Source organism: Cyclobacterium sp. 10D3-21 (assembly GCF_055809755.1).
Window position 1 is genome coordinate 2,449,401 of the sequence record NZ_CM147924.1, and the last position, 15,686, is coordinate 2,465,086.

The following is a 15,686-nucleotide window of genomic DNA, read 5'->3' on the forward strand; positions in this document are numbered from 1 at the left end:
TGCCTACCATCATTGCGAGCCTAAGCGAAGCAAGCTGAACTGTAACGACAGCGTATGGATTTCGAATAGGGGCATTGATAAATTAGTACGTTATGCCCAGATGTACGTGTGTTATCGAGATTTTGTCATCATTGTTGCAGTAAAAAAAAGGCAACAATGCCGCCAAAATCGTAATGTTATCACTCACTGATTGTAACAGGGGCTCACGCCCCTGGCTACAAAAATTTCACCCCTCCAGGGTTTTTTTGGATTCATTAATATCACAATCAGCATCAACATAGAGATTTATGTTTGATTATATGGGGTAGATAGAATTATTCAATATGATTTGTAATAGATTATCTATTTGTTAATTAGGGCTTAAATGGACTATAGAGAGAAATTTACAAATACTTCTCTAAAAAAGCATCAATATAATATTGGGCGTATTCATTTACTTTTTTGGCAGCATCCATGGTATGTGGCCAACCTTTGAGGCGGTGATAATCGCTTTGAACACCTGCCTGGTCTAACCAACTGACAAGTGAATCCGATTGACTGATAGGGACCAATGAATCAATTGTCCCATGAAAGATCAAAGTAGGAGGGTCATCAGCACTGATGAAAGTACTCGGTGAACCGAGTTTGTATAGGTCGGGATTTTCGTCGTAGGAAACCCCCATAAAACTTTGAACCTGCTCTGTGGTAATCGAATAGGGAGTAGTGAGATCCACCGGACCATAAAAATCTACTATGGCTTTCACTTTGCTATTTGGGCCTTGATCACAATCCTGATTAAATACGGCTTCTTCCCCTCCATAGCCAAGCAATAAGGAAAGGTGCCCTCCAGCAGATCCTCCAATAAGTACAAGACGATCTGGATCAATACCATAATCAGCAGCATGCTGTTTTACCCATTTTATCCCACAGTTTACATCCTGGGCTGCGGCTGGAAATTTAGCCACCTTTGAAAGCCTGTAAGAAACCGTGACAGTAACATAGCCCTTTTTTGCATAGTCTATCATATAGGGCAAATAATCCTGTCTCTTGCCCTTTTTCCAAGCTCCTCCATGAATAAATATCATCGTAGGAGCAGGAGCTTCCAAGCCTTTTTGCTTGTAGATATCCAACTGTAGGTCCACCCCTTCGATGGTTTTATAAGTGATGTCTTTAATTGCTTCTAAATCATCAGGCACGGCTGGTTCTGATTCTATTAAGTCCAACATTCCTAAACCATAGGAAATTTTTATTAAGGTTTCATTCATGTAGCCTTTCGGCGCTTTGAGTGGGCGTTCTGGGTCTGTTGCTGCAGTTTTACATCCAAACACACAGAAAAAGGTAAGTAGTACAAGAAGTGTATTTTTCATAGTTAGTTGATCTTAATTAAGCAAAGTATTGACAGTTGAGTGTTTTTTTTTTAACTGTTAACTCTATTTACAGCGTACCATATAGGCTTCTAATGTTTTTATTTTCAGGTCATCTTGTTTAGCTTAAAAATTGATAAGGTATAGCCCATCTCTGTAGCTTGAAGTTTTAATTTGTAACTTATTAGTTTCCGTATTATAATTATAATCTACTTCTTCAAAAAGCAGCTTTCCATCCAAAGTTACTTTTGAAGGCTTGCCATGGGATTTGATATTGAGGATATGTGGAATTCGTTTTCCGGAAATTTCAATCTCTAATTTTTTCCCTGAGTTTTTATAAGTCAAGACCGTGCTTTTATCCTTTTCCCTAAACACCTCAAATTTTGATTCTTTCAGATCGGGGTATATTAGGAAAGTCAAATAACCTTCATCCTCTGGATTTCCTATCCCTGTGTAAGAACGTTTGATATGCATTGGTACGATGGCTCCTTCTTTGATAAAAACCGGGTAATCTTCCAATGGAAATTCTTTGTCAAAAGTGGTGGGCCCTTCGATTAGCTCTGTGTCATCAAACCAATAGCGCCACTTACCTTCCGGGAGCCTCACTTCATTTTCCAACATGTCCTGATAAATGGGTGCAACCAAAAGACTTTCCCCAAACATATAATGGTATTTCCCTTCTATGGGTTGCATCAAAACACGTCCACCTTCATGAGCTGATACTACATAATGATACATATAGGGAACCAACTCAGTATGCAACCAAGAGTATTCTCTAATGATATTTAATTCTTCCTCAAGGCGTTTCCAAAGCCTGCGTTCCCCATGTCCACCATTCAAAAACAAGCCGTTGAATGTAGAAAATTGCGCCCATCTGATGTAGAGTCTTGGTGGGATTTTGCCTCCTGAAAATCCCGCAATATCAGATCCAATGATATTGTAGCCCATTTCAGCACTTTTCAGAATGCTTGTAATGGCAGATTCAAAACCCTGAATGCCTTCCAGTGCAATGTCTACCTTATCTTCTTTGGCTTCTTTCAGCATTTCGCTTGTCACCCATTCGTGCTTTTGATCACCTACCCAGTTTACCGGAGATGCATCAAAGGGAGCAAAACCTTCCGGATGAAAACTACGATCTATGGATCTTGATAAAGTGACAAATTCCGGGTTTTGCCTTAGACCATGCTGGTACTCATCCCGGTAATAATGATCCATGTAGGTTCGCGTGGTCATAAGTCCTGAAGCCGTTTTCTTGTAAAAAAAGGGGATGCCTGCAATGTTTTTCCAAAACAAGGTGGCTGTACCATCCAGTTTCCAACCATCTATGCCCAGGTCAAAAACCTTTTGCTGCATGCCGCGCCACCATTTCATGGCTTCAGGATTGGTATAGTCAATAAATCCGCCTCTTCCTTTCCACCATTTATTCTCTATCCCATCAGAGACAAGGTATCCTTTGGATTTTGCCTCTTCATACCATTTTGAGTCTTCTTTCAGTTGTAGGTCTTTGTTATAAGAGTTGACCATGGTTGTCATCCACAGAACCACCCTATACCCATTGTCTTGTAGCTTAAAGAACCAGTTTTTATAATCTGGGTAAAGTGTAGTGTCTACATCAAAATCATTGTACCGGTAAGCCCAAGGGCTGTCAATAAGAATAGTTCTAACGGGAATGTCGTGTTCTTTGTAGCCTTCCAGTAGTTCATCAACATAGGCTGCTGTATTGACGTCATCTTCCCATAACCAACATTCCAATGCCCATGCGGGGGTCAAAGGCAATTGACCATGCCTTTGCGCATTAAAGGGATAGCCCCAGAGTGGGAATATAAAATAGAAGTAAACAATTACAAACAGTGAGAAAAGTACTGCCAATGTAATCTTAAAAAACTTCTTCATGGTTACCTTATCTTTTTAACGCTTGAAATGAATTGATCTGAATAGGTAAAGCGTATTGGTTAGTGCAATTGTCTGGGGTTGATTTCAATACACATAAATAGGATTGGTATAAATCCAAGGAATCCATTCGGCTTTCAGGTCAACCCTTGCCACTGCCCGGTAATTCCCTTTGTCTCGAACGACATATTCATACTCGTAACTTTTCTCAGTCTCCTCTATAAGCTCCCCATTCTTATAAAGCTGAAATTTTACCGGAAAAGGTGAAAGTACCTTCAACTTACTGGCTGCAGCCAGGTTTACAGAATCTCCTAAAATGGCTGTTAAGCTATCCGTTTCATTTACCGCAAAATATTGAAAACCTTCCCCTTTGGCCAGGCTTTCAAAGGATACAAAAACATGACCTAATTTAATATGGTCCCGAATATTGACGTTGGTAAAGGTGTCGCAGTAGACATAGTTATTGGCATGGTTGTAAGAGTTGAAATAAGGATCCAATTCCCATTTAAAGGCCCAGCCGTATTTATCGGCTTTTCCCATAAGCAATATGTCAAACCAATTGGGTTTCCTTATCACCAAGGTGTCTGCATTGGGGCCAACCCATTCTATTTTTTCGTCCTCAAGATGTCTGGCCCTGAAACTTTGATTGTTGTGTGCATCTACACCAGCTACGCCTACAATCTTTCGTTGTTGGTTCAGTTGATCCCAGTTGGACAGGATTTCTGTTTGTTCATCATAGAGGTCCCTAAACATCCAATGCGTGTATTTTTTTGGATTCAATAACCTATTGAGAAGAATGGGGAATATTCCATCTTCATCTTTCATGTCCGTATGGATATTGTAAATCTCCATGGCCTGATAATCAGGATTGTTCCAATCGTGTTCGTCTTCCGAGTGTACATAAATGGCCAATCCATTCTTTTCTACTATATCGTGAATAATCTCCCCTTCAGGCCTGTTCCAATCAATTACAGTGCTGTCAAAAGGGCTGATCATCAACCCTGAACTATGTTCTGTACCGGATTCTATGATGATGCCTTCGTAAATCCCCTGGTACCCACGTGGGAAGGTATCCAGCTGATTGCGTTTGTGGTCTGAATTAAAAATGAACTGAAGTTCGGCTTTTTTGGCCCCATCCATTATCTCGGGTAACAAACCCCTGCTGTCGTGGGACCAGAAAGTATGGGAATGAACAACTCCCTGGTACAGCGGCATTGGAATAACCTGTGGAGGTTTCCGGTATTGCTGCCAAAGTTCATTCCTGGCCTGTTCCAATCCTGGATAAGTTACCCAACGGTTCCATAGGGCTGGTGAGATTTTCACCAAGATCAGGAGTAACAAAAGTACAATTGCTCCCAAAAACAAATACTTGAACCATTTCAATATGCCGGATGTAGCAGTCATGTCGTTAATTTAAATTTTTGAGAAAGCTGATTAGTTCCTCGGGTTTGTCTGTTTGAATACCATCAATTCCCCATTCAATCATTTTTGACCATTCAAGCTTTAAATCCTCCAGGCTGTCTTTGCTTTCATCCACAAATAAAATGGCCTCTTGTTCATGAACTGTTCTACAAAAAGAAAGGCTACAATTTTTCATTCCACTGGCGACCACCTTAGGTTGGTATTTGGCCAAAACAGCATTTAGGTTGCTTTCTTTTCCCGGATCAGGCATGAGGAAACAGTTGGGGCAGTTTTGCCGGACTTTTGAAATGTTTTCCTCATCATTACCATTCATAAACCAGACAATTTTTTCCGCCATATCATACTTCCGAATCAATGGGAGCAATGCCTCAGGATTTGCATCTTTGAGGTCAAGGTAAATCCCTATTTTATCCTGGCAAAGCTTGAGAATTTCTTCAAAGGTAGGTATTGGGGTGTTTTGCCATTCCGCACTAATCTTTTTCCCAATATCCAAGGCTTTCAATTCAGCCAGACGCATGTCTTTAACATTTCCAGATTTGCCATCCACATAAGCATCAATGCTGCTATTGTGCACGCTTACAAATTGCTTATCTAGTGTTGTCCTAATGTCTATTTCTACAAAATCACATCCCAGATCGATGGCTTTTTGGTAGGCTGGGAGGGAATTCTCAGGAATGCCTTCATGAGCGCCCCGGTGTGCAATTACGTAGGTGTTGCCATGTTTCGGTGAAGGCAATTGTGGGTAACAGCTGTTAGGTAGCAATAATACAAACGAGCCAATTAAAAGTAGAAACAGATTTTTCATGGTATTTATGTCGCTGTCTGTCATTTAGAAAAGTTCTTTTTTTTAATGTAAGTACCTGCCAATTAAAATGCTAATATATTGATGACTTGCTGACTGAAGATGAGGTTTTTACTATTCTTGTGAAATAAATAGAATACCGACAAAATTATGGTTTGGCGGCTGGACTCTCTTCAATCAATTGAAGTGCTTCCTCTATATAAACCTCCGCTGTTTCCTCTCCAAGACTCGTTTCGCTGATGTATTCATAGCGTTTGAAACTATTGTAATCCACTTTTGTAAGCATGTAGCCAAAGGCATCATTGGTCAGCCCAAACAAAAAGGGATGATTGGTAGCCATCTTTCTTTTCAAGTAATAACCAATATTCGGTAGCGCCTCTCCGGGGATGGTAAGGATTTGGGCAGAGCCAATGTTCAGAAGGTTTATCCTAGTTTTTAGCATATAATCCTCGGATACCTTTAGCCCTATTTCAGAATGGTCTATCAGCATTTTCATTAGTGGAGAAGTCACAGGAAAATTGATTTCCTTTGAGCTCGTGAACAAGACAGGTGCAGTTTGCAATGGCGCCTTGTCTACAATGGACAAAGCCTGGTCTGCCAATAATTCTCCAATGCGAATACACTCTTCCCAATCCCCAGCCTCTTTGCCTTCAGGTCTTCTATTGTCGGCAGTTACCATGCCCCCTTGTGCACCATTCATGAAAATCGCTATTCCGCCTGCTTTGGCTTCAATGCGATCGTACAAAGGGCCGCAAAGATCAGGAGATAAAATGCCTTTTTTATTGCCAATGACTTCCGGGTGGATGGCGTAATTGACCAAGGTGGCTATGGCCTTGTCTTTGTTCTTTCCTGTAGTACCAAAAGCCTGGATGACGCCACAACGTGGGTCATAAAGATCTGGCGCATAATAATTGTAGGCAATCTTTCCCTTGGCTTCTCCCACGGCAATTTTTAATGCAGCAGGCTCCATGTTTTCCATGGCTTCATTTACTGCGTCGGCTACCTGCTTGACACACCATTCCAGGTAGTCAAAATCTGCCAGTACCTCACCCTTTTCATTGGGAAAGCCATAGGCATCTGGTGCACTGTGGGTATGAGTGGCTCCGATAAGAATGTTTTCAGGAGGGATGCCCTTGATAAGGGCCCGTGACTGGTCTCCAAGGACTGCAGGCCATCCCAGGTTGTCAATGCCAACAATGGCTATTTTGACTCCATTCTGGTCCATTACCATTGCCCGAACAAAAAGGTCTCCCTTTTTTTCTGTTGCCGGACTTGGTGTTCCCACTCCACCAGAAACGGGAATCAAAGGATCAGGAGTTATTACCCGAAGGGCAGCCCCAACTTTCAATTCCTGTGCAGAAATGGTTGTGGAACAAAAAAGTGTGAAAACGAGTAGATAAATGAGTTTTTTCATGGGCTATTATTGCGTTAAACCTCAAAGGTTCACTTAGATTACGGGCAATTATAGGTTTAGTACTACTCGGTTGAGGTAGGATTCGGGGGCAGGGTATTTATTTATAGTAAATGCCACAATAAATCAGGAGGTTCTTTATATTTATATGCCCACATGGCAGCATTTCAAGTTTAGCTTTATCGATTAAATGTCTAGCAGAATTGAGCTGATTTTTGGAAAATTCTTGATTTTCATATAATTTTATTTCAGGTAAATGTCTGTTTATGAGTAATGTATCGTTGATAACCTATAATTACCACAGATTGAGTAAGGAGTATGTAATCCGGTTTTGGGTTTTTGAAACAGATGGTTGATTTATAAGCTCCTGCTTTTACTTGGGTTATTGCTAATTGAAAATACAGCAACTTCCGGATATACAGCAGGCATAAATAAGTTTTTCAACCCAAAAATTCAAAAAATAATATCTAAATTGATAAATTCGTATCTTTGATAAAATGCTAAATAAAATGGATTTAGAAGCTCGGAAAATTGAATTTGTACAGGAATTTCTAAAACTTCAAAGCGAAGAAGCTATCTCTCGTCTTGAAGAGATTTTACGGAAAGAAAGGAAATTTATCGAAGAGCGAAAATTCGAACCTATGACTCAGGATCAGTTGAATAAACGGATTGAACAATCAGAATCTGATTTTCAAAATAACCGATTTAAAAGCAGTTCTGAGCTTTTAGCTAAATATAAGTAGTCACGATGAAAGTTATTTGGTCTGACTTTGCTGAAACTCAACTTGACGAAATCTATGATTATTATAAAAAAAATGCAAGTCCAAGCATTGCGAACAAACTTGTAAAAGAAATAATCAATGAGGCACAAAAGTTAAGAAAAGCTCCTTTAATTGGACAAGTAGAAGAATTTTTAAAACACAGAAAAATTAAATATCGTTACTTTATTTTTAAAAACTATAAGATAATTTACGCTGAAGATTTGCAAGAAGGGTTAATAAGAATTTATGATGTTTTTGACACCCGTCAAAATCCTCCAAAACTGAAACGAAATGGATAAGGTAAGTTCTTTAAATAGGCTATAGCCCATTCCTATTGAGATATTTTTTTGATGAAAGTTGAAAACTTTCAGATTTATAGGTCTATCTACGTTATGCTAAACTTTGGCCACGCAGGGTAGCTGAAGTTTTATTGGTTAGATATTTCGAAATTAATTATCGGCCTGTTTTTGTGATACTAAAATAACATAGTGGCTATCTTATTTTGAAACGTGCCATATACCGAAAGGATGTAATTGTTCAAGCAAAAGGGTAATTAGGCTAACATCAAACAGATTTACTGTCAGTGCTATTGGCACTCGTGACATATTGTCTATATTAGGAGTAAGGTGTTTTTGAAAAATACAACACAAAGTATATCTATGGTTCTGCGCAATGCTAACAATTGGTTTAACCACGCCAATTATCGTTGTCACGATTAATATTTTTAGATAGTTATTTAGCGAAGTTTTTATTAAAAATTAGAATCCCAATGAATTCATTTAGCGCAATTAAATGCATAGCCCTCGTCATAGTTGTAAACCTATCCATACAAAATGCTATTGCTCAATCAAAAAAAGCCAGTAATGCATCGGAGCTTAAAATTCTTGAGGTAGTGGCTATTTCTGATAAACAACTTCAGGTGAAGGTGGAGTACAATTATACCGGTAAGGCTGGTTCAGGTGAAACATTCATTCATGCATTTCCTGTGGAGTCTGATGGTAAGTCAAATTTTAAAGAAGTAGACATTGAAAAAGTGCCACTGAAATCCGGAATTAACCAGGTGAGTCTGCTCATAACAAAACGCCCAAAAACGGAGGCATTTACAAGTGAAAGTATAAAGGTGTGCATGATGGAATCAAGAAGTTTAATATTGTGTGAAGAATATTCGTTTGAAAAATCATGGCCAAATTTTGACCTGCCGGTTAAGATTCTCTCGTTTTCTTCAAGCGAAAGCAATGTTAGCAAGGGCGATTCTATTACGATATCCTGGCAAACAGAGAATGCCTCCAAGGTTATGTTTGGTGCGCATGGATCAGAAAAATTCCAGCAGGTCAGGAAATCGGGAAGCCTAACTGTTGGGGTAGATAAGACGACGACCTATACACTTATGGTTGCACCTATGGCTGAAAAAGGGGGGCCGGTGAAGATGGAGACTAAAGCGCTTACCATAGATGTCCCTATCGATCCTTTGATTGGTAGGTTCACTGCAGATCGAAGCGCCATTCGCCGAGGGCAAAACAGTAAATTGACATGGGAGGTTTATGAGGCAGAAGAGATCAGCTTAAATGGTGAAGCGGTAACCGCTTTTGGAGATAAAATAGTATCCCCAATGAGAACAATGAAATACACTTTAGAAGCCCAAAAAGGGGAGGTTATTATAAGCGAAGATTATGTCGTAATGGTTACTCCATTTGGTGCGCCAGATTTGAGCAATCCTTTTTCAAGCATAGAATTGTGTAGAAGTGTGGATGAAAGTGGAGAAAGCTATCGATGTATTTCTTCCGATGGACCATTCACCTCAAATGACAAAATATATGCCATTGTGCGCATTCAAAACCTATCTAAAGCAGCCCATAATTTAAAGCTGACCACTTATAATAGTTTTGATGGAGAGAAATGGATAGAAGTGCACCAAGAAAACAGGAGTTTGCCCAAACGAGATACAGACGGATACCTCGAATTTAAACTTGAAGTAGAAAATACGGGCGAAGGTAAAAAGAAACTTGAGTTTATTTTAGATGGAAACAATACTACAAAAAGCGAGATTGCCTATTGCATTGACTGTTCTCGTATGTGGGAATAAGGTATATGGAATTTCACAAGCCAGCTAATGGTATACAATAAAAGGCTTTCATTGTATGAGAATGCCTCCCTTTCTACCGTTTGCTAAGATATTTTATACTTGCCGTTATCATTTTCTGTAAATAAACATTTCGGCAAATTTCAGAATCTTTGCTATAAAGATTTAATGGAATCAACACTTAGAGTGGATTTGAAAATCCAGACAGGGGGAAATGGAATCGTAAATAGGTGCTTTGAACCAAAAGAATATGCGTGAATCTATAATTTTAATCCTGGCAATTCTCTTTTACGGTTGTAATGCAATTTCCAATTATGAAGTCATAGATGGAACACTAGAAGTTCCTGAAAATCGACTGAACCCTGATTCACGAACGCTTAAATTAGCCTACAAGGTGCTAAAGGCTAAAAAAGCTGATTCCTTAAAAGTGCCTGTTTTATTTTTACAAGGTGGCCCGGGAGCAGCCACCTTAACCATGGAAATGGAAGCCTTTTGGAAAAATCATCCTCTAAGAAATAATAGGGACATTGTGCTGATGGATCAACGCGGAACTGGCGCTTCTGAAGCAAACTGTACGGAAGCTGGTTCCTCACTATTCGACATCATGCGACAAGATCTTGACCTAGAGGGGGATTTTAAAGCTATAGCTAACTTGATAGCAGAATGCAAGCAAACCATGGAAGGCAAAGGAGTCGATCTTGCCGGATACAATAGCCGTGAAAATGCCGCGGATTTTGAGGACTTACGCAAAGTTTTGGGTTATGATCAGTGGAATCTTTATGGCGTATCATATGGGTCAAGGTTGGGATTGACCATCATGCGTGATTTCCCTAAAAGTGTACGAAGTGCTGTGTTGGCTGGTGTTTTAACCCCGGAATCCGATGTGTTTGGGGACAGAATCAAATCCTTTGAAAATTCCCTTTTTGAGGTTCTTCGACGTTGTGAGGAGAATGAGGAGTGTAAATGTAGATATCCCAATCTTAAAGAACGATTGTTGAGAACTTTGGAGAAAATGGAAACAGCGCCTTTGCATTTTGATTATAAGGAGAAGCTGTTTGTGCTTAATGTCCAGGATACAATGTCTTTATTAATTTATCTACTATACGACCGCCCTACCATTAGCGATATACCCTTACTTATTGAAGCTTTGGCAAATGGAGAATCCGAACCTATTGCCGACGTTATACAGGCTTTTGAGCCCTTTTATTATCTCATGAATTTTCCCGTGATGTATTCGGTGGCAGCTTATGAAGAACTTCCTTTCTATAATGCGGCAGACATGGACAAAGCTATAAAACAATCTGAGATTGGATTTGCCTTTGCTTCTAATTCGGCCGCCAGGTTATTGGCAGAATGGCATCCTTACCGGGCGACATATTTGGAAAACGAAGCCATAGTTTCAGAAATCCCAACACTTATGGTATCAGGAAATTTGGACCCTGCCACTCCCCCCATCAATGCCACTGAAGCTTTAAGGCATTTGAAAAATGGGTATGAAGTAGTTTTCCCAGATGAAAGTCACCAGTTTTACAGTCCTTGTTTTTTTCAAATTGTAAAAGATTTTCTGAACGATCCTTTACATAAACCGGATTTAGAATGTGCTTCGATCCGAAACCCAATTGAATGGAACTTACATGAATCCATTGAGGCAACTGGGGTAAACCGGTAGCTGAAATTTTCACCTAAATAAATGGCATTAAACCTAGCGTCTTAACGATAAAAACAACCTGTTAAAAATGAGTTTTGAATTAAAAAATACAGTTCCATGGGGGCGAACTTTAGCGGAATATAAAAGCATGTTTAACCTTACTGAATCCGATTTGAATAAACGGATTATTAGTTTTGGTGATGGCCCTGCTAGTTTTAATAGTGAAATGAATATGTTGGGTAAGAAGGTTACTTCACTGGATCCTATTTATCAATTTTCAAAGGAAGCATTAAGGCAACGTATTGATGAAACAAAAGACATTGTAATGGATCAAATGAAAAAAAATAAAGACAATTTCATTTGGACTACTATTAAAGATTTATCCGAATTGGAGCAATTAAGAATGGGGGCCATGTCCGATTTTCTTGCGGATTATAAATTAGGGTTAAATGAAAATAGGTACCTAATGCATGAATTGCCTGAATCGACCAATTTTAAAGCGCAGGGTTTTGACTTGGGTTTGAGTTCTCATTTCCTATTGCTTTACTCAAATCTTGGACTTGATTTTCATTTAAAATCTATTTCTGAAATGTTGAGGGTATGCAAAGAAATCAGGATTTTCCCGATACTAAATCTAAATGCAGAGCAATCAGAATTGTTGCCAAGAATTGAGAAGGAATTTAATAATGACTTTGAATTGAGTATTGAACCGGTTAACTACGAATTTCAAAAAGGTGGGAGTAATATGTTAAGGATACAGAGGAAGTAAAGGGGCTATAAAAATTAATTCTTGGTTAAATTTCTTAGTGCCGAAAAGCTATAAGGCGGCAATTTATTGATCGATTGAATAAAGATTGACGGTTAATATTATCTATTCCGATGCATGTTGATCCTTTGACTTTAGGCGTTATTATATAAAGTTCTATTGTTCTCTAATCTTTGGCTAAAGCCAGATAATTACGAGATAACATTTAAAATGGGCTGAAGCCCATTCCTATTGATGTATTTTTTATCTATTGGCAGAGTCTAAAGCTCTTAAAATGAAACAATTATACCATTTCAATCGCCCTTACTTTTCCTAGTAGATGTCATTGGTTTTGATGTCTTTGTTGCTATAGCCAAATCATATACCTAAGGAGCACTGCAAGTATTTTTTGCGATGGTGTCAAAATGTGCTTCCTTTATGAAAGTTGAAAACTTTCGGTATTTTAGGTCTAAGTTACGCATTGCTAAACTTAGACCATACGGGGGATTAATTGGGCACTGGTAATTTACTTATTTTAGGTACATTTAGATGTGATTATTTGAGTTAAGTCACGGTTTTTACGCTAAGATCCATTTAACCGAACTGAATAGCATTTTACATTTGAAAAAAGTCAGAGTAACAAAAGGACAAATCCTTCAAAGAAAAGGAGACATTAACACAAAAGTCTACATCGTTGAGAAGGGGTTGTTGCGTAGCTATATTATTGATGGAAAAGGAAAAGAACATATTTACATGTTTGGACCCGAAGATTGGTTGGTAGCTGACAATTGTGAAGAAGGCATACCTTGCCAATTGTATATTGATGCCATTGAAGATACCGTTTTAAATGTTTTGTCAAAGGAAGAGGTAATAAAAGGAGATCCAAATCTTAATGCTATATTAAGGCGATTAAATACCATGCAAGTCAGAATACTGATGTTGATGAGTTCGAGTGCAAAAGAACGGTATGAGCACTTTACTCGAACCTATCCCGATATCATTCAGAGAGTTCCTCAAAGGATGATAGCCTCCTACTTAGGCATTACGCCCGAGGCACTAAGCAGGGTGCGAAAAGAAGCCTCACGCTGATTCACCTAATCGCATTTATTGATCTACATCAATGCACAAGTTTTCTTAAAGGATGACTTTTGTTGCTTCTAATTTAAATGATGTAGAAATGACAAAGGAAAAAAGCAACAAAGCAATTAATATCGGATTGTGGATTGCTCAGGGATTATTAGCAGGGATGTTTATCATGGCTGGATTAATGAAGGCTACGCAGCCTGTGGAGGCCTTGGCAGCTTCACTTCCATTTGTAACCACTACACCACTGGCATTGGTAAGGTTCATTGGGATAAGCGAACTATTAGGAGGTATAGGCTTAATGCTTCCAGCATTGCTTCGTATCAAACCATTCTTGACCATTTGGGCGGCTTTGGGAATATTGGTGGTGATGGTTTTAGGAGCCGGTTTCCATGCTTCACGCGGTGAATTTTCAGCCATTGGAATGAATGTAATATTAATGGCTTTAGCTGCATTTGTTGCTTGGGGAAGAAGCAAGAAAGTGCCTATTCAGGCAAAATAGAGTTCCTTTTTCAAAAAAAAATAGTATTTCTCTTTTGAGCCATTATTTCTAATTTACGTACATCCCTTTAGCGCTGGTAAGTTTTGTTTATCTTGAAGTCGAACTTACCCATATCCCTTGAATATAGTTTTTGGGATTTCCAATGGTTTTTATTAAAAGCAACATCTATAGAACTTATTTTTGGGCTGCTTGATCTTTTTTTCTTAGTCATCCAAAAGAAAAAATAATTTATAGCAAAGATAAGGTGGTTCCAATGTTCGGTTTTTTGTAGGAAAATTAAATTCGAAAAAATATGGAAATAGGCATTGACAGTTTTGCGGCATCGCCCAACAATCACAACAATGGTGCTAAATCATTGCGCAAGCTTTTGGAGAGAATAGAGCTAGCCGATCAGGCAGGCTTGAGCTATTTTGGCATAGGAGAACACCATAGGAAAGATTTTCTCGATTCAGCACCTTCGATGATTTTAGCAGCCGCGGCAGCCAAGACCAAAAACATCAGATTAGGAAGTGCTGTCACGGTGTTGAGTGCATCCGATCCTGTGCGCGTATTTCAAAACTACGCTACCCTGGATTTGTTGTCGGGAGGAAGAGCCGAGATTGTAGCAGGTAGAGGTTCATTTACCGATGCCTTTCCATTGTTTGGCCTAAACCTTCAAGACTACAATGCCCTTTTTGAGGAAAAATTGAATTTACTTTTAAAGATTAGAGACAATGAGGTGGTCAACTGGACAGGGAAATTTCGACCTGCTCTAAAAAACCAAGCAATTTATCCTCGACCTCACCAAGATAAATTACCTATTTGGGTGGGTGTTGGAGGTACGCCCGCTTCATTTGAAAGGGCAGGTAAACTGGGTTTGCCTTTGATGGTAGCGGTAATTGGAGGCGAAACCCATCGTTTTAGACCCCTGATTGATTTATACAGAGCGGCCGGAAAACAGGCTGGATTTGCTAAAAGTGAATTAAAAGTGGGATTGCACTCCCTCGGTTTTGTGGGTAAAACCCAAGAAGACGCGGTTACGGATTTCTATCCTGCCTACAAGGAAATGTTTGATAAAATTGGCAAAGAAAGAGGTTATCCTCCAGTCTCAAAAGCTGGATTTGATACTCAAAACACGGATACGGGAGCTTTATTGGTAGGAGATCCAAAACAAATAGCAGGCAAAATTTTGCACCATAGTGAATCGTTGGGAGGGATAGAGAGAATAACTTTTCAAATGGATGCTGTTTCAGACCATTTAAAGCTAATGAAGTCTATTGAATTAATTGGCGCTGAGATTGCCCCCTTAATTAAAGGGAAAAATTGATTCAATGCCATAGCCAAGTGCACTAGCAAGTCTATAATATTTATTAATCCCATTTTCACAATGAAAAGTCTTTTACCATGCGAATGTCACTTTTTTGCTGCAGGCATGCCCTGAAGTGAAGCAACTCAGGGCCTGTCCTGAGATCTCAGTGAAAACTTCGCCCCTGCGTTATCAACTGGATGTTGCCTTAATCAAAAATTTCGTCAAACAATGCCTGTGCCCTTGCTATGCCCTGTTTAAATTTCTTAACGCCGAAAAACTACAAGGAGTAGATGGCACTGTTTTCCCGAAAATGCTGGTACAAATCAAACCCATTGTCCCTTTAATTTTTGGCTAAAGCCAGATAATGACGAGATAACATTAAAAATGGGCTTTAGCCCATTTCTATTGAGGTGATTTGGTTGATCGATTGGCCTATCGGTTCCCAAGTCCAGCCGAAGGAGTAGGCATTACCCTATGGCTTCGACTCCGCTCAGCAGCCGGGGAGACAAGGGAACCAGGCAAAGATGTATTATAATAAAGCCATTCTTCTTTTGCAATAGCCCCCAGCTTTAGCTGGGGGATTGTAGGTAATTGTGTTTTTTTGGGCTTTAGATAAAACATAAACCCAACTAGCTATTCAATAATTTATAAGATGATAACAATAAGTGCTTCTTTGCTGAAAGTTGAAAACTTTTCTTATAATTATGTCTG

At 39.2% G+C, this 15,686-nt stretch carries 13 protein-coding genes; 8 read left to right on the top strand and 5 right to left on the bottom strand.

All coding sequences use genetic code 11. From position 1 onward, the window contains the following. Positions 1-383 precede the first annotated feature (383 nt). From AC0L7T_RS09945 to AC0L7T_RS09965, 5 genes are all read right to left on the bottom strand, one after another. Positions 384-1,346 carry an alpha/beta hydrolase fold domain-containing protein gene (locus AC0L7T_RS09945; protein ID WP_473342408.1) on the bottom strand — a complete coding sequence of 321 codons (963 nt, stop codon included), beginning with the start codon at positions 1,344-1,346 and terminating at the stop codon, positions 384-386. Between the two features lie 123 nt (positions 1,347-1,469). Continuing rightward, complete coding sequence (locus AC0L7T_RS09950; protein WP_473342409.1) at positions 1,470-3,236, bottom strand: TIM-barrel domain-containing protein; 1,767 nt, start codon at positions 3,234-3,236, stop codon at positions 1,470-1,472. 84 nt (positions 3,237-3,320) lie between these two features. Then, on the bottom strand, positions 3,321-4,637 hold the full coding sequence (locus tag AC0L7T_RS09955; protein WP_473342411.1) for a CehA/McbA family metallohydrolase domain-containing protein: 1,317 nt from the start codon (positions 4,635-4,637) through the stop codon (positions 3,321-3,323). A 4-nt stretch (positions 4,638-4,641) separates the two neighbouring features. Beyond that, positions 4,642-5,460: a glycerophosphodiester phosphodiesterase gene (locus AC0L7T_RS09960; RefSeq protein WP_473342412.1), complete on the bottom strand. Its 819-nt coding sequence runs from the start codon at positions 5,458-5,460 to the stop codon at positions 4,642-4,644. Between the two features lie 145 nt (positions 5,461-5,605). Beyond that, a complete protein-coding gene (locus tag AC0L7T_RS09965) occupies positions 5,606-6,871 on the bottom strand; it encodes a hypothetical protein (protein ID WP_473342415.1) in 1,266 nt (421 codons plus the stop codon). A gap of 506 nt (positions 6,872-7,377) precedes the next feature. Between AC0L7T_RS09965 and AC0L7T_RS09970 the strand changes: the two genes are divergently transcribed. The 8 genes from AC0L7T_RS09970 (at position 7,378) to AC0L7T_RS10005 (ending at position 14,993) form a co-directional block, all read left to right on the top strand. Beyond that, a complete protein-coding gene (locus AC0L7T_RS09970; RefSeq protein ID WP_473342417.1) occupies positions 7,378-7,611 on the top strand; it encodes a hypothetical protein in 234 nt (77 codons plus the stop codon). Positions 7,612-7,616: 5 nt separating this feature from the next. After that, entirely contained in the window at positions 7,617-7,928 is a 312-nt protein-coding gene (locus AC0L7T_RS09975) for a type II toxin-antitoxin system RelE/ParE family toxin (protein ID WP_473342418.1), read from the top strand. 470 nt (positions 7,929-8,398) lie between these two features. Further along, the gene (locus tag AC0L7T_RS09980; protein ID WP_473342420.1) at positions 8,399-9,712 is read left to right on the top strand and encodes a hypothetical protein; all 1,314 of its coding nucleotides are present in this window, start codon (positions 8,399-8,401) and stop codon (positions 9,710-9,712) included. A 247-nt stretch (positions 9,713-9,959) separates the two neighbouring features. Next, positions 9,960-11,378 carry an alpha/beta fold hydrolase gene (locus AC0L7T_RS09985; protein ID WP_473342421.1) on the top strand — a complete coding sequence of 473 codons (1,419 nt, stop codon included), beginning with the start codon at positions 9,960-9,962 and terminating at the stop codon, positions 11,376-11,378. 67 nt (positions 11,379-11,445) lie between these two features. After that, the gene (locus AC0L7T_RS09990) at positions 11,446-12,126 is read left to right on the top strand and encodes an SAM-dependent methyltransferase (RefSeq protein WP_473342422.1); all 681 of its coding nucleotides are present in this window, start codon (positions 11,446-11,448) and stop codon (positions 12,124-12,126) included. A gap of 597 nt (positions 12,127-12,723) precedes the next feature. Beyond that, complete coding sequence (locus AC0L7T_RS09995; RefSeq protein ID WP_473342423.1) at positions 12,724-13,191, top strand: Crp/Fnr family transcriptional regulator; 468 nt, start codon at positions 12,724-12,726, stop codon at positions 13,189-13,191. 88 nt (positions 13,192-13,279) lie between these two features. Then, positions 13,280-13,687 carry a DoxX family protein gene (locus tag AC0L7T_RS10000; RefSeq protein ID WP_473342424.1) on the top strand — a complete coding sequence of 136 codons (408 nt, stop codon included), beginning with the start codon at positions 13,280-13,282 and terminating at the stop codon, positions 13,685-13,687. A gap of 292 nt (positions 13,688-13,979) precedes the next feature. Beyond that, positions 13,980-14,993, top strand: a complete 1,014-nt coding sequence (locus tag AC0L7T_RS10005; protein WP_473342426.1) for an LLM class flavin-dependent oxidoreductase — start codon at positions 13,980-13,982, stop codon at positions 14,991-14,993. Positions 14,994-15,686 lie beyond the last annotated feature (693 nt).